The organism is Metapseudomonas otitidis (assembly GCF_011397855.1).
GTDB lineage: Bacteria > Pseudomonadota > Gammaproteobacteria > Pseudomonadales > Pseudomonadaceae > Metapseudomonas > Metapseudomonas otitidis.
The window spans coordinates 1382142-1400814 of the sequence record NZ_AP022642.1 but is presented as its reverse complement, the minus strand read 5'-3'; the positions used below and the strand labels follow the sequence as shown (position 1 = coordinate 1400814).

Sequence of the window (18673 nt, the reverse complement as noted above, 5' to 3'; positions counted from 1 at the left end):
GGCTCAGGTAGTGCTCAGTCTGTTCTTCCACCTCGGGCATGCACATGAGCGATGCGTGCGTGGGCTGGTCGGACTGGAGCAGGCGACTGTCAGGCACTTGGGCGAAGCGTCGGGTAAACATGCGGGCAGCCTCGGCCGTCATGCCTGCTGCTCCAGATCCACCAGCCGGCTGGTGGGGCCATCGGCCCGCAGGCGCTCGCGGACCAAGGCCGGCCATTGGGTGCGGGCCCGGCGTTTGGCGACGGCACAGGTGAGGTTTTGCAATGTGCGCATCGGCAGCAACAGAATGCTGCCCAGCAGCAGAACAGTGTCGGCGTAACTGAGGAAATTGCGTCCATTGTTGGCGTGGTACTCCGCCTTGATCAGGCCCCAGTACAAGCGAACCGATTGGCCTTTGCTGCTGCGCACCTCTCGCAGCTCGTCCACACGCTCTGGCGTATCACTGCGCTGCCCCTGCTCATCGAACCAGGGACCATGCTCCATGTAAGCCCGCAGGTACTCCCAAAAGCCCAACTGCATCTCCAGGCTCTTGCCGATGGGCGAGCCCAGGTTGATCACCACCTGCTCCTCGGGGTGGCCGTAGCGGTGCAGCAGCACTTCCAGTGCGGCATGGCGCATGCCGCCGGTGTACAGCCCGACGGTGTCAAAGGGGTAAGCCGCAGCGGCGATGCCATCCCAGGGGGTGTGGTACAGCTCGCCGTCCTGCTCGAAGTACAGCTCTCGGGTGCGGCGGTTGAGCAGGATCGGAAGGGGCATGGGTTGGAGGATTTCCCACAGAAATACCGCTAGCACGGGAGGGTACGTAAACAAAGCCAGTCGGCTGGCCCATTGCATGTCACCGTCTAGCAGCAGGGGCACAATCGCGATCAGCCCAAAAAACACTGCACCTTCACCCAACGCCCCGGTCCACATCCCTCTGTCCGCACTCTCCCCATGCTCAAGGCTCAGATAGTGCTCGGTCTGCTCTTCCACTTCGGGCATGCACATGAGCAGTGCCCCAGTGGGCTTATCAGCCTGGAGCAAGCGGCTGTCGGCCACTTGAGCGAAGCGCTGGGCAAAGGCGCCGGCAGCCTCTGTCGTCACGCCTGCTGCTCCAGATCCACCAGCCGACTGGTGGGGCCATCGGCCCGCAGGCGCTCGCGGACCAGGGCCGGCCATTGGCTGCGAGCACGGCGTTTGGCGATGGCGTAGGTGAAGTTCTGCAGGGCGTTGAATGGCGCAAACATCATGCCCCCCAGCAAAAGCGCCACGTCTGAGAGATTGAGATAGCTGAGCGCACCATGAGCAACATACTGCTCCTTGATGTCTCGCCACTGAAGGCGAGTCCAATGCCCTCGCCGCTTGCGCACCTCCAACAGGCTCTGGTTGAACGCGGGCGATTCGCTGGGCCTGCCGTGTTCATCGAACCAGGGGCCGTTATCCATATAGGCCCGCAGGTACTCCCAAAAGCCCAACTGCATCTCCAGGCTCTTGCCAATGGGCGACCCCAGGTTGATCACCACCTGCTCCTCCGGGTGGCCGTAGCGGTGTAGCAGCACTTCCAGTGCGGCATGGCGCATGCCACCGGTATAGAGCCCCACAGTTTCGAAGGGATAGGCTGCAGCAGCAATGCCGTCCCAGGGGGTGTGGTACAGCTCGCCGTCCTGCTCGAAGTACAGCTCTCGGGTGCGGCGGTTGAGCAGGATAGGCAGGGGCATGGGCTGGCGCACTTCAAAGATGAAAGGGACCAGAACACACGCAAGCGCAACCAAGAAGAGGTTGAGAGCGATTTCGGTGCGGCCATCTATCAAAATAGACAGCGCAAAGAAGAACAAAAAAGCGCCCCCCACCCCACCCAACGCCCCGGTCCAGCCCCCCCGATCCACACTTTCCCCGTGCTCAAGGCTCAGGTAGCGCTCGGTCTGTTCCTCCACTTCGGGCATGCACATAAGCTGTGCCTCGGTGGACTTATCAGCCTGGAGCAGTCGGCTGTCCGGCACTTGGGTAAAGCGCCGGACGAAGGTGATCGGTGTCGTGTCAGGCATGGTCATTTCACTTCAATGTCGATGGCCGGCAGGCTCAGCCCTTCAGCGGGGTAGTAGGTGAGGCTGCCGCGGATGGCGACGATTCTGTCGAGGCGATTGTGGTAGGCACGGCGCAGCCAGACGCCGCCGGCATCCTGCCTGTCGTAGGGCGTGCAGATCTGTGTATCGAAGGGAATGGGATCGTCCCGCTCCCATACCAGCGGGACACACCAACGCCTGTTGATGCTCAGGTCCTCCCATTCTTCATAGCCATCGAAGGTGACCATGCCCGGTTGGTACTCGCTCTGGCCGGGCAGGTGCAGCACCAGGGCCATTTCATTCACCCATTGGCCCCGCGTGTTGAGGCCCTGCCTGCGTTCCAGAATCAGGCTGACAGGCAAGATGATGCGCCAGAAGGCCTCGAGGGTACCGGTGAGGCTGCCGGACCAGTCCGCAGGGCGGATACCGAAACGGGTCTGCTTGAGCCAGCTTTCCAGCGGGGTGTCTTTTGTGTAGAGCAGGGAGACCATGCCGATCAGGATGGTGCCAACCAGCCCCACCAGACTCAGGCGCAGGGGCAGGGACAACACGCGGATACCGGTAGACAGGGCCGCCGACTCACCGGCGAGTACTGCTGTGCGAGCCAGGCGCAAGGCGCGCATGGCTCGCAACGAGACGTGGGCGTAAGCAAGGTTGGCTCCAACCAGCCCCAGGCTGACTGCCGCAGTATCCAGGTCGCCAGCCTGGTAAGCATCCAGCGCTTGCCAGCCGTAGATGAACACATCCAAGCCTGCGGTGATGGCTTGCAGCCGCATAGCTCCGGCTCCCAGGCCCAATGCGCGTGCCAAGTACTCCTGAGCCTTGACGTCGAGCTTACTGGCACTACCTACATGCTGCTCCCAACGAACGTCAGCAAGTTGCTGCAGAACTGCCGCAGATGCAGTTGCCGTAGCCGTCACAGCACCAACAGCCGAAATAACGCTCTTCGTGGATGTCTCATTCCAGGCCTGCGTTGCCACCGCCGCCAAATTCCAAACCGACACAAACGCAATCAATGTCTTCAAGGGCGCCTCGTTCAGCAGTTCGCTGATATTTCGAGGCACCCCCAGTGAGAGGCGCGCGGCTTTTCCGCTCAGGGGCGGCAGCGTTGTGCCGGGCTTGCCGGGCGCGCGCGGGGCGTCGCTGCCATAGCCGGGTGAGGGATGGGGCGGGGCCGCTTCTGGGGCCGGTACGACACGGAGATGCGGAATGGCCTCCTCGACCTGGGTCGCCGTGGGGCTTTTGGCGGGGGTTGAAAGGCCGACGGCCTCGCGGGCGGCACGCGCCTGGTTGCGGATCTCCTTCTCCAGTTGCTTCTTGAGGCGGCGCAGTTGGCCCTTGTTGTGGGCCTGGTCGATCTGCTCGTTGAGCCAGCCGATCGCATCCACTCGGCTCAGGCTGTCCACCTCCAGGCGCTGGGCGCTGCGTACCAGCATGGCGGTCATGAGGTTGTACGCCAGAGGGTGGATCTGTTCACTCAGGCTGCGCAGGCGCCCGCCGAGGCTGGGTGAGAGCACGGCGAACAGGGGCTCCCCACCGCGCGCCGGATTCAACGCCTGCACCTGATCGGCAGCGAGGTTGACGGCCGTGGCGAAGGCTGTCGCCCTGGCGACACGAGCGGCGGCGCCAGGGGCGTCGGTCACGTCGGCGAGGGCTTCCGGCAGGTGCAAGGCTTGCTTCAGGGTGCCGGGGTCGATCTTGCGGGTGGCCCCCAGCAACGACCACAGCAACCAGGGCTGCTCCCTCGGTTGGGCAGCGTCCAGCTCCCGCTCCAGGGTCTTCACCCCCAGCGGGGTGGCGGAGGGGCCCAGGCAACTGCAGGCGAAGTGGATTTCCAGCAGGTCGCGCTGATCGGGCTGGGTCAGGTCGAACATGGCGCAGGCGGAGTCCAGGTGCGACGGCATGCCGCCTTCCAGGGTCTCGAACCAGCGGGCCCAGCACTCCGTCAGGCGCCGCAGGTCGGCATCGAGGGCGTCCAGCGCCAGGGCCGGCTGCTTCAGAACCTTCTGCAGCTGGGGCACGTCGATCATGGAGGCGAGGTTGCTGCGGATGACTTCGTCGCTGTCGGCTACGGATTGGATCAGTTCGGCCGTGGCCCACTCGTCGTTGCGGTGTTTGTTGAGCTTGGTGAAGGCGATGCGGCGCTCGCGCACCAGGGCGGCCAGGTCACCCAGTACGCCCCAGGGATCGTCGACCAGGGCGAAGTGCTGCTGCTCGCAGCGCTGCATGGGTTTGAGGGGCGGGTCTTGCAGCAGCCAGTAGCTGGCCTTTCTGGCGGCGATGCTCCAGGTGTAGTGCTCGGTCTTCAGGTCGCCGATCTGCCCGTGCATGGCCTGGACGCTGCCACTGAAGGGCGCCACGCCGGGGGTCAGGCTGCGCATCATGCGTTGGCGCTTGGCGGGCTGGCTCTCCAGCTCCGCGAAGACGTCGGCACTCCAGCGGATGGGGGACCAGGCCATCAGCACCAGTGCACCCGCCTCCAGCATCAGGTAGGCACGGGTGGTGGTGTCCGGTGCGGGGGTGCCGCGTGCGGTCGGTTTCAGCATGGCGGCGTCCACCCGGTATTCGCTGAGTGCCTTGAGGCTGTCTTCCCAGACGTACAACCAGCCATCGCGCAGCGCACGGGGGACGTAGCCCAGGGGACGATCCTTGAGCGAGGCATGCTCGGGGCCCATCTCCGGGAAGTTGCCGTTGAGGGCGGGCAGCCCCAGGGTGGCGGCGTCCAGGGTGGAGGGGTTGCGCGTCTCGATGGGGCCGATGGCATAACGCAGCGGCAATACGGCGGCCAGCAAGGGGCAGGTGGCGGGCTGGAGACGGCTGGGTTGGGTGGCGGGGGCGTTCATGCGGGTGCGTCCTGCGGGTGGGGTTCGGGTTGAGCCAGTGCGTCGAGCAGTGGCCAATCCAGGGTGATCTGGGCTTCGAGCGGTGGGCCGGGCTGGGTCGCATCCAGTTGGGGATGGGGGTTGTGCCAGGCCAGGATCGGGGCCTCCCCGTCGCGCAGCCAGACCTCGCTCACGCCATGCCAGAACCCCGTCGGCCACTGGACCTGGCTGCGCCATGCCTGGCGCAGCGGGCGTGCATCGGCCAGCCGCAGCCAGAACACGCGGCCATCCGGCGCCAGGATGCGTAAACGCCGACGCAGGCTCTCTCGCAAGGCGACCAGGGGCAGCTCGCTCCTGAGCCAGACGGCCTGTTCAAGCTCGGGCTGGCCGGCCTGCCAGGCGTCATTCAGCGGAGTGCCGGCATCGGCCTGCAGCAGGATGGGGCCGATTGCCGCCAGCGGTTCGTACGGGGTGCCTTGCAACAGGGGGCGCGGGCTGTGTTCGGGAAAGTTCTGGCACAGCCAGACCAGCGCCTGCCGGTGGGAGGCGCCGTCGAAGAGCAGGAATCCGCTGTCCATCATTTGGCCTCCCTGGCGCGCTTGGCCGCTTCGCAGACCTCACAGATGCCCGTGCTGGCCTGGAGGAATACCCGCCGTTGCTTGGCCAGGGCCTCCAGGGTGATGCCGGCCTTGTCCTTGTCCGCCGGCTTCACCGCGCCCGGCAGGATGGGCCGGGCACCTGAGCCCTCCCCTGCCGCGCCCCCTGAGTTCAGGTTGATGGTGGCGCCGCTGAAGGTGACGCCGCCCGGGTCGAGCTTGAGGAAACTGCCGCCGCCGCTGGCGGTGAGCTCCATGCCGGCGTCGATGACGACCTTGTCGCCGGCGTAGTAGTGGATCTCCTGCCCTGCTTCGACGAACTGCCCGCTGCCCAGTTGGATGTGCTGCTCGTTTCCGATGGTGAGGTGGTCATCCAGCTTCAGTTCGGTCTTGCGGTCCTTGTGCAGGGTGTGGTGCTGCTCGCCGAAGAATTCGCTGTAGACGCTGCCTTCGACGCGGTCGTGGCGCTGGTGGCCGACGCGGATCTTCTGGTCGTGTTCGATGTTCTCGTCCCAGTCCCGCTGGGCGTGGATGTAGATCTGTTCCTGGCCCTTGCGGTCTTCGATGCGCAGTTCGTTGTAGCCCCCGCCGCCGGGGCTGCTGTCGGTCTTGAGCAGGGTGCGGGTCTTGTTCGCGGGCAGTTCGTAGGGCGGCTGGTGGACGCCGTGGTAGAGGCAGCCGGTGACGAGGGGTTGGTCGGGGTCGCCTTCGAGGAAGGTGACGAGCACTTCCATGCCGATGCGAGGGATGGCGATGGCGCCGTAGGCGTTGCCGGCCCAGCTGCTGGCGACGCGGAGCCAGCAGCTGGTGTGCTCGTCGGCCTGGCCTTCGCGGTCCCAGTGGAACTGGACCTTGATGCGGCCGTGGCGGTCGCAGTGGATTTCTTCGCCCTTTGGACCGGTGACGACGGCGGTCTGGCTGCCGAGGACTCGGGGCTTGGGGTGGTTGAGGTCAGGGCGGGCGGGGACGTCCCAGGGGATGGCCTGGAAGCGGTTGCGGTAGCCCTGTTTGAAGTCGCCGTTGGGAGCGGCGTTACCCGTAAGAGTGTCGATGGCGCTGTCGAGGCTGGCGAACTCTTCCAGCACTTGGGGCTGCTTGCCTTCGTGGTGGAGGGCGGTGATCAGCCAGAGGTCGTTCCACTCGTGCTTGGGGTGGTCGGTGAGGCTGAGGAGGTGGCCACTGACCAGGCGCGGTTCGTCGCTGTCGCCTTCGGCGAGTCGGTAGTCGCGGCGGTGGCGTTCCTGGGCCTGCCGTGCGAGGCGGCGGCCCCGGTCGCGTTCGGTGAAGCGGCCGGGGTAGTCGTAGTCTTCGAGGTCGGGCTGGGGGAGGTCGTCCTGGGGGGTGTGGGCGGCTTCCATCAGCAGCCTGGGCTTTTCGAAGAAGTAGTCGCGGCGGGTGACGCGCAGGGTGCGGGCTTCCATCCGCAGGCCGAAGCGTTTGATGACGGGTTCGTCGGCGACCTGGCCGGTGTTGGCGACGTAGGCGACGGGGCGGCCGAGTTTGGGGAAGGCGCTGGCGTCTTCGCCGAAGACCAGCAGGTGGCTGTCGCTCTGGTGCTCGAAGTGGAAGTGCAGGCCCTCTTCTTCGCAGAGGCGGCTGATGAAGTGCAGGTCGCTTTCGTCGTACTGGGTGCAGTAGTCCCGGGGCGGCGGGGCCTTGGGGCCGAGGCGGAAGCGGTAGGCGTCGGCGAGGATGCCGTGGTCTTCGAGGACCTGGCCAATGATCTGCGGGACGCTCAGGTGCTGGAAGATGCGCTGGTTGTGGCGCAGGGCGAGGTAGGCGAGGCGCGGGACGAGGGTCAGGTGGTAGTGGGTGAGGCGGTTGCCGATCTCGCCGACGGCGATGCCGAAGACCTGCCCATGCACGCCGCGCCCGTCGGGGGTGAAGGCGAGAAAGGCGGGTTTGTGCAGAAGGCTTTCGAGGTCGAGGCGGCTGCGCTCGCTGACCAGTTCGATGTCGAAACGGAAGGGCTGGTTGAGGGCTTCGTGGCCGGTGAAGGCGAGGACCTTGAAGTCAGGGTTGGCGCCTTCGATGTCGAGGCTGAAGTGCGCCTGGTTGGCGGGGTTGAACATGCGGGGCTCCGTCCATTGGAACTGGGAGGACGGAGCCTGCCGGGTTGGGCAAGGGCGATTCCATCAGGCGCTTCCGATAGCCGTGTACGGCCGCGCCACTGGACGGTGTCAACCGCCCGGGTTCAATCCACCCACCCCAGTGCCTCCCGCGCCTTGGCCAAGCGCGTGGCGCGTGCGGCGCCGGCGATGGCCAGCAGGCCCTGGTCGCGCGTCCAGAGCGTTGCCCATGGCCCGGGGCCGCTGGCGAAGGCGGCGTCCAGTTCGCTGCGCAGGCCGTCGAACTCGGCGAAGAGGCCGGCCAGCATGACGTGCATCACCGGGCTGGTGGCGCACAGCCGGGCCACTTCGGCGGCGCCGGCCAGCAGCCCCAGCAGGCGCATGCGCAGGGCCGGCGGCCAGCCGCTGTCCTGGCCGACACCCAGCAGCCAGGCGCTGAGGGCGGCGAGGACGTGGAGGTCTTCCAGGCTGCGGAAGGGTTTGACGTAGGCATCCCAGCCGTCCCCGGCGAGGCGCTCGCAATGGGCGCCGTCCAGGTGCAGGCGGGCGTGGGGGATGTCGGGCATCAGCGGCAGCGCCGGCAGGGGTTCGATGCGCACGCCGGGCGCGCCGTTGCGCACCACGGTGAGGGCCAGGCGCGGGGCTTCGCCGTCGGCTTCCTCGCGGGCGGCCACCAGCAGCCAGTCGGCGGCGTCGGCGGCGGTGACGAAGTCCTTGCGGCCATTGAGGCTGAGCCCGTCGAGGCGGACCTGCATGTCCGCCGGGCGCACGCTGCGCGCTTCGGTCACGCAGAGGGCGCCGAGGCTGCGCGGAGCGGAGGGCCAGAGCAGGCGCAGCGCGCCCTGGTAGCCCGCGAGGAAGGCCAGCCCCGGGGTGGCGGCGAGGCGCCCGCCGAGGATGGCGAGTTCGAAGGGCGTGGCCTCACCCAGGCGCTCCAGCAGGCTGCCGTACCACTCTTCGAGAGGCTGCGCGGGCAGGCGGTCACGGGTCTCGAGCAGGCGTTGCCAGGTCATGGGCGGTCTCCTTGGGGGCTGTCATTCAAGCATCACGGAAACGTCACGGAGGTGACACCGGGTCTGCCTAGCCTGAGCTTGCACAACAAGATCGTCCGGCTGCAACCGGGATCTAGCCGGCCCAAATGGAGGCTTACTCATGACTCAGATCGCTATCACCCGCGACAACGCCGCACGCGGCGACAAGAGCCCACGCCGCCTGCAGGCCGAGCGCCTCAGCGGGGTGGCTGCCCTGCGTGAAGCCCAGGCCCTGCGCTACCGGGTGTTCAGCGCGGAGTTCGATGCCAAGCTCAAGGGCGCCGAATTCGGCCTCGACATGGATGACTTCGACCCGCACTGCCAGCACATCGGTGTGCGCGACCTGGACAGCGGTGAGCTGGTGGCCACCACCCGCCTGCTGGACCACCAGGCCGCCCACGACATCGGCCGCTTCTACAGCGAAGAGGAGTTCCGCCTCGAAGGCCTGGGCGAGCTGCAGGGCCCGGTACTGGAAATCGGCCGCACCTGCGTCGATGCGGCCTACCGCAACGGCGGCACCATCGCGGTGCTCTGGAGCGAGCTGGCAGAGGTGCTCAACGAGGGCGGCTACCGCTACCTGATGGGCTGCGCGAGCATCCCCATGCAGGACGGCGGCATCCAGGCCCAGGCCATCATGCAGCGCCTGCGCGAACGCTACCTGTGCACCGAGCACCTGCGTGCCGAGCCGCGCACCCCGCTGCCGGCGCTGGAGCTGCCGAGCAACGTGATCGCGGAGATGCCGCCGCTGCTGAAGGCCTACATGCGCCTGGGGGCGAAGATCTGCGGCGAGCCGTGCTGGGACCCGGACTTCCAGGTCGCCGACGTGTTCATCCTGCTCAAGCGCGACGAGCTGTGCCCGCGCTACGCCCGCCACTTCAAGGCGGCGGTCTGACGCCGTGGCCGGGCTGCGCTTCTACCTGCGGGTGCTACGCCTGCTGGCGGTGATCGGCCTCGGCCTGCTGCTGGCGAGCGGGGTGGTGGTGCTGGAACGGCTGGCCCGGGGACGGGACCTGATGCCGCGCCGGCAGCGCCTGACCCGCTGGTTCCTGGCGCGCCTGGCCGGCGCCCTGCCCTTCCGGGTCCGCGTGGAAGGCGAGGTGCCGACGGTGCCGATGCTGTGGGTCAGCAACCATGTGTCGTGGACCGACATCCCGCTGCTGGGCATGCTCGCGCCGCTGTCCTTCCTGTCCAAGGCGGAGGTGCGCGCCTGGCCGGTGGCCGGCTGGCTGGCGCACAAGGCCGGGACGCTGTTCATCCGCCGTGGTTCGGGGGAGAGCAACCTGGTGGGGCAGCAACTGGGCCGGCACCTGGGGCTGGGCCGCAACCTGGTGATCTTCCCGGAAGGCACCACCACCGATGGCAGCCTGGTGCGCACCTTCCATGGCCGCCTGCTGACCAGCGCCTGCGAGACCGGAGTGGCGGTGCAGCCGGTGGCGATCCGCTACCTGCGCGATGGCGAGCGGGACAGCGTGGCGCCGTTCATTGGCGAGGATGACCTGGTGTCCCACCTGGTACGCCTGCTGCGCAGCCCGTGCAGCGAGGTGGAGATCCGCCTGCTGACACCCATCCCCAGCAGCGGTCGCCACCGCAACGCCCTGGCCCGCGAGGCCCAGCAGGCGGTGCAGGTGGCGCTGTTCGGTGAAGCCCCGTCCGACGAACTGGCGGCCTGAGCCGCTGCCTCAGCGGGCGGGCGGCACCACCAGCATGTCGCAATCGAACTCCCGCAGGGCGGCGTCCGCCACGCTGCCGATCAATGCCCGCTTGACCCCGCTCATGCCCCGCGTGCCCAGCACCAGCAGGTCCGGTTCGGCCTGCTGCAGTGCATGGCGCAGCACGGTGATGGGCAATCCCTCCTCCGCCGAATGCTGGCTGAACACGCCCAGCAGCCCCTGCTCACCAAGGAACTGCGCCAGGGCCGAACGGGCCGCCACGGCTTCGCGTTGTTCATGGTCCTCCAGGGCGCTGTCGGACAGCCCGGCACCCAGCAGGGTGAGCCGGGCGAAGGGCTCGAAGGCGTAGAGCGCACGGCTGCGGGCCAGCTCCAGAATCCCCAGTTCACGAGCCGCCTGGGCCGCGCGAGCCGAACAGGGCGAGAGGTCGAGGCCGACGAGGATGTCGTGGTAGTGCCCGTCGGTCTCGCGGTTGACCACCAGCACCGGTGTGTCCCCGGTGCGCAGCACGCGCTCCAGGGTGGTGCCGACGAACACGTCGCGCAGGGCGTTGCGCCGGTGGCAGCCCATCACCAGCAGGTCGAAGCCCTGGCTGCGGGCGAAGTCGACGATGCGCTCGGCCGGGTCGCCCACTTCGACGCGCAGCGCCGGGGCGGCGCCCGCCAGTTCAGCGATCTCGCCCAGGTGCGAGGCGAGGGCCTCGTGGACCTGGGCGCTCCAGGCGCTGGCCAAGGCCTGGGGCTGGTCGGCATCCACCACGTGCAGCACCGTCCAGGGGCAACGGAACTGCCGCACCAGTTGGGCGGCACGACGCAGGGCACGTTCGGAGCGGTTGGACAGGTCGGTCGCCAGGAGCAGCGCTTTCATCGGAGCACCTCCACTGTTCTCGTCAGGCCGGGCCGGGGCGGTCCGGGGTCCACGCATTGCACGCCCCGATCCGCTGCCGGGGCTTGATGCAGGTCAAGCCATGCCGGCCTGGGCGGCGAAGCGCTGCAGCTCGGGGTAGAAGCGCCGGAAGTGATCGTTCAGGGGCTGGTAGCGCTCGGCCAGTTCATCGAAGCCGCCGGCCAGCAGCTCGGGCCGGGACAGGCGGCGGCTCATGCCACCCACCACGGCTGCCAGGGTGTCGAAGTCGCGGTAGCTGCCGAGCCAGTCCTGCTCGGCCATACGCGGGGCGATGCGGGCCAAGGCACCGGGCAGCGCCGCCTGGTCGGCCAGCACCCGGTAGACCTGGCCGGTGAAGGCGGGCAGCGGCACCTCGGCATAGTCGGCCCAATCGCGGGCCAGGCAGTGGTCGAAAAACAGGTCCAGCAGGATGCCGGACACCCGCCGCCGGGCCGCCGGGAACAGGGCGCGGGCGTCCCGCACCAGCGGGTGGGTGTCGGTGAACAGGTCGATGCGCCGGTGCAGGCGAATGCCGGCCTCGATGGCCTGGGGCCAACGGCCGTCCAGCGGCCCTTTGACGAAGTCGCCGTAGAGGCTGCCGAGCAGCTGGTGGGGCGCGGGGCCGCCGAGGTGGAGGTGGGCGAGGTAATTCATCGCGCCAGCTTAGCAGGCTGCTGAAAAACTCCGTTGTGTCGGCGCATGCCCATCAGCCGGGCTGATGATGACTATCGTGGGAAACGATCCCGTATCGTTTTTGCCCGATATATAGTTCGCTCCATTCCGATATGACTGGTGGAGACGGCCATGACCGACACCCCCGACAGCCTCGACATCGACCTGGGCGAGATCCTCAAGGCCCTCGCCCACCCGGTACGGCGCGACATGCTGCTGTGGCTGAAGGAGCCGGAGCGCTACTTCGTCGAGCAGGACCACCCGTTCGAGATCGGCGTGTGCGCCGGCAAGTTCGACCAGCGCACCGGGCTCTCCCAGTCCACCGTATCGGCCCACCTGACCACGTTGCAGAAGGCTGGCCTGGTGACCAGCCGGCGCATCGGCCAGTGGAACTTCTTCAAGCGCAACGAGGCCGTAATCGAGGCGTTCCTGCAGCGGATGAGCACCGAACTCTGACCGCAGTACCCGATCAAGAGTCCCGCCCGGCGGGCTCACCCCGGCCCCTTTGCCACCTGCCCCCATTCACTCAGGAGCTGGCCCATGCCAACCGCGCTTCTCGTCCTGGCTTTGTCCGCATTCGCCATCGGCACCACTGAATTCGTGATCATGGGCCTGCTGCCCGATGTCGCCACGGACCTGTCCGTGAGCATCCCCGTCGCCGGCTGGCTAGTGACCGGCTACGCCCTGGGCGTGGCGGTCGGTGCGCCGTTCATGGCCATGGCCACGGCGCGCTTCCCTCGCAAGGCGGCAATGCTGGCGCTGATGGCGATCTTCATCCTCGGCAACCTGCTGTGCGCCACGGCACTGAACTACGACCTGCTGATGCTGGCGCGGGTGGTGACGGCGCTCTGCCACGGGGCCTTCTTCGGCATCGGCTCGGTGGTGGCCGCCAGCCTGGTACCGCCGAACCGCAAGGCGTCGGCGGTGGCGCTGATGTTCACCGGGCTGACCCTGGCCAACGTGCTGGGCGTGCCCCTGGGTACCGCGCTGGGCCAGGTGGCGGGCTGGCGCTCGACCTTCTGGGCGGTGACGCTGATCGGCGTGGCGGCCTTCATCGGGCTGTGGCGCGTGCTGCCACGCCAGGATGACGAAGAAGCCGCCGACATGCGCGCCGAGCTGGCCGCTCTGCGCGGTGCCGGGCTGTGGCTGGCGCTGTCGACCACGGTGCTGTTCTCGGCGGCGGTGTTCTGCATCTTCACCTACGTGGCGCCGCTGCTGGGCGAGATCACCGGGGTGTCGCCACGCGGCGTGACCGGCACGTTGCTGCTGATCGGCCTGGGCCTGACCCTGGGCAACTTCATCGGCGGCCGCCTGGCCGACTGGAAGCTGGCACAGACGCTGATGGGCGTGTTCATCGCCCTGGCCGTCACCTCCACCGTGGTGCACCTGGCCAGCCCGTACCTGATTCCCATGGAGATCACCCTGTTCCTCTGGGCCACCGCCGCCTTCGCGGCCGTGCCGGCCCTGCAGGTGAACGTGGTGGCGTTCGGCGCCGGTGCGCCGAACCTGGTCTCCACCCTCAATATCGGCGCCTTCAACGTGGGCAACGCCCTGGGCGCCTGGGTCGGTGGCGTGGTGATCGAGCAGGGCCTGGGTCTGACCCGCGTGCCGCTCGCCGCTGCCGTACTCGCCATCCTGGCGCTGGTCGCCACCCTGCTGACCTTCAGCCAACGCAAACCCGAGCTGGAAACCGCTCTCGACTAAGACGAGGTGTTCAAAATGGCAACATTGTTCGATCCGATCAAAGTGGGCGACCTGGAACTGGCCAACCGCATCATCATGGCCCCCCTGACCCGCTGCCGCGCCGACGAAGGCCGCGTGCCCAACGCGCTGATGGCCGAGTACTACAGCCAGCGCGCGTCCGCCGGCCTGATCATCAGCGAGGCCACCGCCGTGACCCCGATGGGCGTCGGCTACCCCGACACCCCCGGCATCTGGAACGACGATCAGGTCAAGGGCTGGAGCAACGTGACCAAGGCCGTGCACGCCAACGGCGGCAAGATCGTCCTGCAGCTGTGGCACGTGGGCCGCATCTCCGACCCGAGCTACCTGGACGGCGAAGCTCCGGTGGCCCCCAGCGCCATCGCTGCCAAGGGCCACGTCAGCCTGCTGCGCCCGCTGCGTGACTACCCGGTGCCCCGCGCGCTGGAGACCGAGGAGATCGCCGACGTCATCGAGGCCTACCGCCTCGGCGCGGAGAATGCCCTGGCTGCCGGCTTCGACGGTGTCGAGCTGCACGCCGCCAACGGCTACCTGGTGGACCAGTTCCTGCAGGACAGCACCAACACCCGCACCGACCGCTACGGCGGCTCCCTGGAGAACCGCGCGCGCCTGCTGCTGGAGATCACCGACGAGCTGATCAAGGTCTGGGGCGCCGGCCGTGTCGGTGTGCACCTGGCACCGCGTGCCGACGCCCACGACATGGGCGACTCCAACCGTGCCGAGACCTTCGGCTACGTGGCCCGTGAACTGGGCAAGCGCGGCATCGCCTTCATCTGCGCCCGCGAGAAGGAAGCCGACGACAGCCTGGCCCCGCAACTGAAGGAAGCCTTCGGCGGCGTGTTCATCGCCAACGAGCGCTTCACCAAGGACCAGGCCAACGCCTGGATCGCCGAAGGCAAGGCCGACGCCGTGGCCTGGGGCATCCCCTTCATCGCCAACCCGGACCTGCCGGCCCGCCTGGAGAAGGATGCGCCCTGGAACGAGCCGCACCCGGAAACCTTCTACGGCAAGGGCCCGGTCGGCTACATCGACTACCCGCGCCTGTAAGCGGCAACGCTGCAATGAACGAAGCCCCGGCCTTCAAGGTCGGGGCTTTTTCGTGGCGGCGGGTAGATGCGGGCGAATGAATTCGCCCCTACAGGTCCCCCTTGCAGGGGCGGCGTAGCCCGTGCATGAAAAAGCCCCGGTCCTTGCGGAGCGGGGCTCGTTCACTGCGGTGATGGATCAGCGCGCGTTGATCTGCTGCTGCAGGTTCTGCACCTGGCTCTGCAGGGTGCTGATGTTGCGGGTCATCTGCGCGCGGAAGGCGTCGAACTCGGCCTGGTTGGCACCGCCGCCGGCTGCCGGGGCCTGGGCCGGGCGGCTGTCCAGCTGGCTGCGCAGGACCAGCAGGTCCTGTTCGAGGCTCTTGATGGCCTGGCTGGGGTTGCCCTGCTTCTTCAGGGCCTCCACTTCACCGGCCAGCGCCTTGATGCGCTCGTCCAGCTTGGCGGCGTCGCCTTGTGCGGCCTTCAGGCGGGCCTGTTCTTCGGCCAGGCTCTGCAGGCGGCTGTCCAGTTGGCCGGCAGAGCCGCTCTGGGTCTTGAAGTCGCCGGAAAGCTGCTCGACGCGCTTGTCCTGGCTGCCCAGCTGGGCGCTGAGGGCCTGCTGCTGCTTGGCCACCTCGGCCAGGCGGGATTGCAGCTGGCGGATGTCCAGCTTGATGGACTCGCTGCCGCTGGTGACGTTGGACTCGGTGGCAACGACCTTGCCGCTGATGTCCTTGATGCGCCCGGCGGCCTCTTCGCTGATGCGGGCGAAGCTTTCCTGGGTGGCGACCAGTTGCTGCTCCATCATCGAGATCTGCTGGAAGCTCCACCAGCCGAGGCCACAGAAGGCAATGACGGTGGCACCCAGCAGGGCCCACAGCGGACCGGTGCTGGCGCCGCCTCGGGCTTCGGGCTCGTACCCCGTGCGACCGCCCCGGGCCGGCGTGGAGGCGACACGGCGTGGGTGGTGGCCGAACTCGTCGCGGTCCTGCGCGTCGGTTGACAGGCTGGGGACATCGTCCAGTTCATCGAGAGCATCGTTACGCATGATTGACCTTCGGCAGGAGGAGCAAGGAATCGGGGTCGGCACCCAGGCCGAGGGGCGCCAGTATACCGGTTCGCTTAGCCGGCATCAGCGCCGCGCCATGCTGGTGCGGGTGCCCTTCGTCGGTGCGCATCCAAGCTGATGGACCGGCTGCAGGCCCCATGGTTCCTGGGATTGTGAACTGGTACGCGGCTTGCTTCGGTCGTTGCGGGGCGTCTGGGGGCGCTCCATGCGCGGCCCGTGCCGCGCCGGACGGACCCACCGCTGAACGGGTCCGACGCGCTCCGTCCGGGCAGGACGACAGGCCGGAGCTCTCTTCACACCTTGGGGGGAATACGCGTGGAACTGACCAAAGCCGTGCTGGATTGCATGCAGAGCCTTCGTCGCCAGATTCGCGAGGAACAGGCCCTGGACATCCGTCTCAGCCAACCCGATGCCATCCAGCAGATGCTCAAGGCCTGTGCCGAATCCCGGCGCGAGGCGGTGATCAGCCTGGGCGAGCGCCTCAGCGAACTGACCGGCGTGCGCGTGCCGAAGGTGCTGACCGAGGAAGAGCTGGTGCGCAAGTACACCCAGTACGCCGGCCCGCTGCGCGGCTGAATCAGGCGCCCTGCTGCGCCTTCCACCAGGTGCAGAACTCGTCGAGGGCCGTCCACAGGCTCACCTGGGGGTCGTACTCCAGGTAGTGCCGGGCGCAGCTGATGTCGAGGCTGAAGTCCCGCGCCATCACCGCCACGCCCAGCCGGAACAGCGAGGGCTCGGGGCGCCCCGGCAACAGCCGGCAGACCGTTTCGTTGAGGGTCGCCGCTGCGTAGGCCACACCGAAGGGCACGTGCCGGGTGACCGGCGGCAGGTCGAGGCGGCGCAGCACGTAGTTGACCACGTCCCACAGCGGCACCGGCTCGCCGTTGCTGATGTTGTAGACCTTGCCCAGCGCCGGCCCGGCGGCCAGCAGGCCGCTGAACAGCACGTCGTTGAGGTTGTGCACGCTGGTGAAGTCGACCTTGTTCAGGCCGTTGCCGATGATCGACAGGCGCCCCTTGCGCTGCATGGCGATCAGCCGCGGGAAGATGCTGGTGTCACCGGCCCCGGTGACGAAGCGTGGGCGGAAGGCGACGACCTCCAGGCCGAATTCCTCGGCGGCGAAGACCTTCTGCTCGGCCAGGTACTTGGTGGCGCCGTAGTGGTCGGAGAAGCGCTTGGGCACCTGATCCTCGGTGATGCCGACGTGGGAGCGCCCATCGAAGTAGATCGACGGCGAGGACAGGTGCACCAGGCGCTTGACCCGCTGCTTGAGGCAGGCCTCCACCAGGTTCTCGGTGACCTCGACGTTGGCCCGGTGGAAGTCTTCGTAGCGGCCCCAGACGCCCACGGCGCCGGCGCAATGCACCACGGCCTCCACGTCCCGGCACAGGGCCTGGGCCAGTTGCGGGTCCCCCAGGTCACCGGCGACGAACTCCGCGCCCCGCCGCACCAGGTGTTCCACGGCCTCGGGCCGACGGCCGGTGACCCGAACTGTAAGCCCCTGCTCCAGGGCAAAGCGGGCGAAGCGCCCACCGATGAAGCCACTCGCTCCGGTCACCAGAATCTTCATTGCCGTCCCCAACCTGTCATGTGTTGCGCACTCTAGCAGCGCCCCGGCATGCCGTCGTGGCGCGGCGAGCCAGCACGCGCCCGATGCCGGCCACCTGGGTCAGTCCCGTACCAGCCAGCGCCCACCGGCCCGGGCCAGATGGTCGGTGAGGCTGGCCAGCAGCTCGCCACCGTGGCGCCAGTGGTGCCAGTAGAGCGGCACGTCGATGGGCCGTTGGGGAATCAGCTCCACCAGCTCCCCTCGGGCCCGTTCACCCTCCACCTGGTGCTCGGGCACCAGCCCCCAGCCGAGGCCCGCCTGGGTCAGGCGGACGAAGCCTTCGGACGAGGGGCAGAGATGATGGGGAAAGGCGCCCTGGATGCCCAGCGCGGCCAGGTAGCGATGCTGCAATTGGTCGTCGGGGCCATAGACGATGGAGGGCGCATTCAGCAGCGCCTCCGCCGTGACGCCCCGGGAGAAGTGCCGGGCCACGAACCCCGGGCTGGCCAGGGCGCGGTAGCGCATGGCGCCCAACGCCAGGCTGCGGGCCCCGGCCACCGGGCGCTCGGCGGCGCAGATGCAGCCGGCCACTTCACCGGCACGCATGCGCTTGAGGCCGACCTCCTGGTCTTCCACCACCAGGTCCATCAGAACCCGGTGGCTGGAGCAGTAGTCCGCCACCGCCGGGGCCCACCAGGTGGCCAGGCTGTCGGCATTGATGGCGATGCGCAGGCGCTCCGGCAGGCCGCCTTCGTCCAGCGCCGGCACCTGGGCCTGGAGGTCGCGCTCCAGCAGGCACACCTGCTGCACATGGTTGAGCAGGCGGGTGCCGATCTCCGTCGGTGCCGGTGGCGCGGCACGTACAAGCACGGGCTGCCCGACCCTCGCTTCCAGCAGCTTGACCCGCTGGGACACCGCCGACTGGGACAACCCCAGCACCTGGGCGGCCCGCTCGAAACCACCCTGCTCCACCACGGCGGCGAGGGCAGCCAGGAGCTTGTAGTCGAACATATCGATTTTCCTTATGCGAGATCAGCAGGATTCGTTTTCCTTATACAACCGCCCTCGGCAGACTCGCCAGCATTCCCTTTCGCCTTTCAAGGAACCGACCGTGGCCGGAGAAACCGCCCTGTCCGTGCTGCTGCGCAGCCTGGAACCCCGTCTCGACGACGGTGACTACGTCTTCTGCACCCTGGCGTCTGACGCCCCGACCAGTTGCACGCCCGTGGCCAGCATCCGCGAGGCCGAAGGGTTGAGCCTGATCCTCCCGCGTGAACAGGCCGATGCCCTGGACCTGCCCTACGACTACGTCGCCGCCTGGATCACCCTGCAGGTGCACTCCTCCCTGGCGGCGGTGGGGCTGACGGCCGCCGTGGCGGCAGCGCTGGCCCAGGCCGACATCAGCTGCAACGTGGTGGCGGGCTACCACCACGACCACCTGTTCGTGCCCCGCGAACGCGCCGAGTGCGCGGTGTCGATCCTGCGGGCGCTGGCCGCCAGCGCGGTGGAGGGCTGAGG

The 18673-nt window shown here is 68.0% G+C and carries 18 protein-coding genes; 7 read left to right on the top strand and 11 right to left on the bottom strand.

Annotated features, from left to right (window positions below; genetic code table 11):
- Positions 1-138: 138 nt before the first annotated feature.
- The 6 genes from PotMrB4_RS06575 to PotMrB4_RS06550 form a co-directional block, all read right to left on the bottom strand.
- Entirely contained in the window at positions 139-1083 is a 945-nt protein-coding gene (locus PotMrB4_RS06575) for a hypothetical protein (RefSeq protein ID WP_232060801.1), read from the bottom strand.
- Positions 1080-2030, bottom strand: a complete 951-nt coding sequence (locus tag PotMrB4_RS28160; RefSeq protein ID WP_232060800.1) for a hypothetical protein — start codon at positions 2028-2030, stop codon at positions 1080-1082. The genes PotMrB4_RS06575 and PotMrB4_RS28160 overlap by 4 nt, the downstream gene beginning before the upstream one ends.
- Positions 2027-4885, bottom strand: a complete 2859-nt coding sequence (locus PotMrB4_RS06565) for a toxin VasX (RefSeq protein WP_172432829.1) — start codon at positions 4883-4885, stop codon at positions 2027-2029. Before PotMrB4_RS06565 ends, PotMrB4_RS28160 begins: the two co-directional genes overlap by 4 nt.
- Positions 4882-5442: a DUF4123 domain-containing protein gene (locus PotMrB4_RS06560; protein WP_172432828.1), complete on the bottom strand. Its 561-nt coding sequence runs from the start codon at positions 5440-5442 to the stop codon at positions 4882-4884. Before PotMrB4_RS06560 ends, PotMrB4_RS06565 begins: the two co-directional genes overlap by 4 nt.
- Complete coding sequence (locus tag PotMrB4_RS06555) at positions 5442-7532, bottom strand: type VI secretion system Vgr family protein (RefSeq protein ID WP_172432827.1); 2091 nt, start codon at positions 7530-7532, stop codon at positions 5442-5444. The genes PotMrB4_RS06560 and PotMrB4_RS06555 overlap by 1 nt, the downstream gene beginning before the upstream one ends.
- A 122-nt stretch (positions 7533-7654) precedes the next feature.
- Positions 7655-8542: an acyl-CoA dehydrogenase family protein gene (locus PotMrB4_RS06550; RefSeq protein WP_172432826.1), complete on the bottom strand. Its 888-nt coding sequence runs from the start codon at positions 8540-8542 to the stop codon at positions 7655-7657.
- A 139-nt stretch (positions 8543-8681) separates the two neighbouring features.
- Here PotMrB4_RS06550 and olsB point away from each other — a divergent pair, with 139 nt between their 5' ends.
- On the top strand, positions 8682-9452 hold the full coding sequence (olsB, locus tag PotMrB4_RS06545; protein WP_172432825.1) for an L-ornithine N(alpha)-acyltransferase: 771 nt from the start codon (positions 8682-8684) through the stop codon (positions 9450-9452).
- Between the two features lie 4 nt (positions 9453-9456).
- Positions 9457-10230: a lysophospholipid acyltransferase family protein gene (locus tag PotMrB4_RS06540; RefSeq protein WP_074971569.1), complete on the top strand. Its 774-nt coding sequence runs from the start codon at positions 9457-9459 to the stop codon at positions 10228-10230.
- A gap of 9 nt (positions 10231-10239) precedes the next feature.
- Here the strand turns inward: PotMrB4_RS06540 and PotMrB4_RS06535 are convergent, their stop codons facing one another.
- Both PotMrB4_RS06535 and PotMrB4_RS06530 read right to left on the bottom strand, forming a co-directional pair.
- Positions 10240-11097: a universal stress protein gene (locus PotMrB4_RS06535; RefSeq protein WP_044409412.1), complete on the bottom strand. Its 858-nt coding sequence runs from the start codon at positions 11095-11097 to the stop codon at positions 10240-10242.
- A 93-nt stretch (positions 11098-11190) separates the two neighbouring features.
- Positions 11191-11769: an acyl carrier protein phosphodiesterase gene (locus PotMrB4_RS06530; protein WP_172432824.1), complete on the bottom strand. Its 579-nt coding sequence runs from the start codon at positions 11767-11769 to the stop codon at positions 11191-11193.
- Positions 11770-11919: 150 nt separating this feature from the next.
- Between PotMrB4_RS06530 and PotMrB4_RS06525 the strand changes: the two genes are divergently transcribed.
- From PotMrB4_RS06525 to PotMrB4_RS06515, 3 genes are all read left to right on the top strand, one after another.
- The gene (locus PotMrB4_RS06525) at positions 11920-12243 is read left to right on the top strand and encodes an ArsR/SmtB family transcription factor (RefSeq protein ID WP_044409417.1); all 324 of its coding nucleotides are present in this window, start codon (positions 11920-11922) and stop codon (positions 12241-12243) included.
- An 84-nt stretch (positions 12244-12327) separates the two neighbouring features.
- Positions 12328-13491: an MFS transporter gene (locus PotMrB4_RS06520; RefSeq protein WP_172432823.1), complete on the top strand. Its 1164-nt coding sequence runs from the start codon at positions 12328-12330 to the stop codon at positions 13489-13491.
- Between the two features lie 15 nt (positions 13492-13506).
- Entirely contained in the window at positions 13507-14556 is a 1050-nt protein-coding gene (locus PotMrB4_RS06515; protein WP_044409422.1) for an alkene reductase, read from the top strand.
- A gap of 177 nt (positions 14557-14733) precedes the next feature.
- Here PotMrB4_RS06515 and PotMrB4_RS06510 read toward each other — a convergent pair whose 3' ends face one another.
- Positions 14734-15585, bottom strand: a complete 852-nt coding sequence (locus PotMrB4_RS06510; protein ID WP_172432822.1) for an ATPase — start codon at positions 15583-15585, stop codon at positions 14734-14736.
- 336 nt (positions 15586-15921) lie between these two features.
- Between PotMrB4_RS06510 and PotMrB4_RS06505 the strand changes: the two genes are divergently transcribed.
- Positions 15922-16182 carry a hypothetical protein gene (locus tag PotMrB4_RS06505; RefSeq protein ID WP_044409426.1) on the top strand — a complete coding sequence of 87 codons (261 nt, stop codon included), beginning with the start codon at positions 15922-15924 and terminating at the stop codon, positions 16180-16182.
- 1 nt (position 16183) lies between these two features.
- Here PotMrB4_RS06505 and PotMrB4_RS06500 read toward each other — a convergent pair whose 3' ends face one another.
- Positions 16184-17176 (bottom strand): NAD-dependent epimerase/dehydratase family protein, encoded by a 993-nt coding sequence (locus PotMrB4_RS06500; protein ID WP_172432821.1) that lies wholly within the window; start codon positions 17174-17176, stop codon positions 16184-16186.
- A gap of 99 nt (positions 17177-17275) precedes the next feature.
- Complete coding sequence (locus PotMrB4_RS06495) at positions 17276-18166, bottom strand: LysR family transcriptional regulator ArgP (RefSeq protein WP_394354021.1); 891 nt, start codon at positions 18164-18166, stop codon at positions 17276-17278.
- Positions 18167-18266: 100 nt separating this feature from the next.
- Between PotMrB4_RS06495 and PotMrB4_RS06490 the strand changes: the two genes are divergently transcribed.
- Positions 18267-18671, top strand: a complete 405-nt coding sequence (locus PotMrB4_RS06490) for an ACT domain-containing protein (protein ID WP_172432820.1) — start codon at positions 18267-18269, stop codon at positions 18669-18671.
- Positions 18672-18673 lie beyond the last annotated feature (2 nt).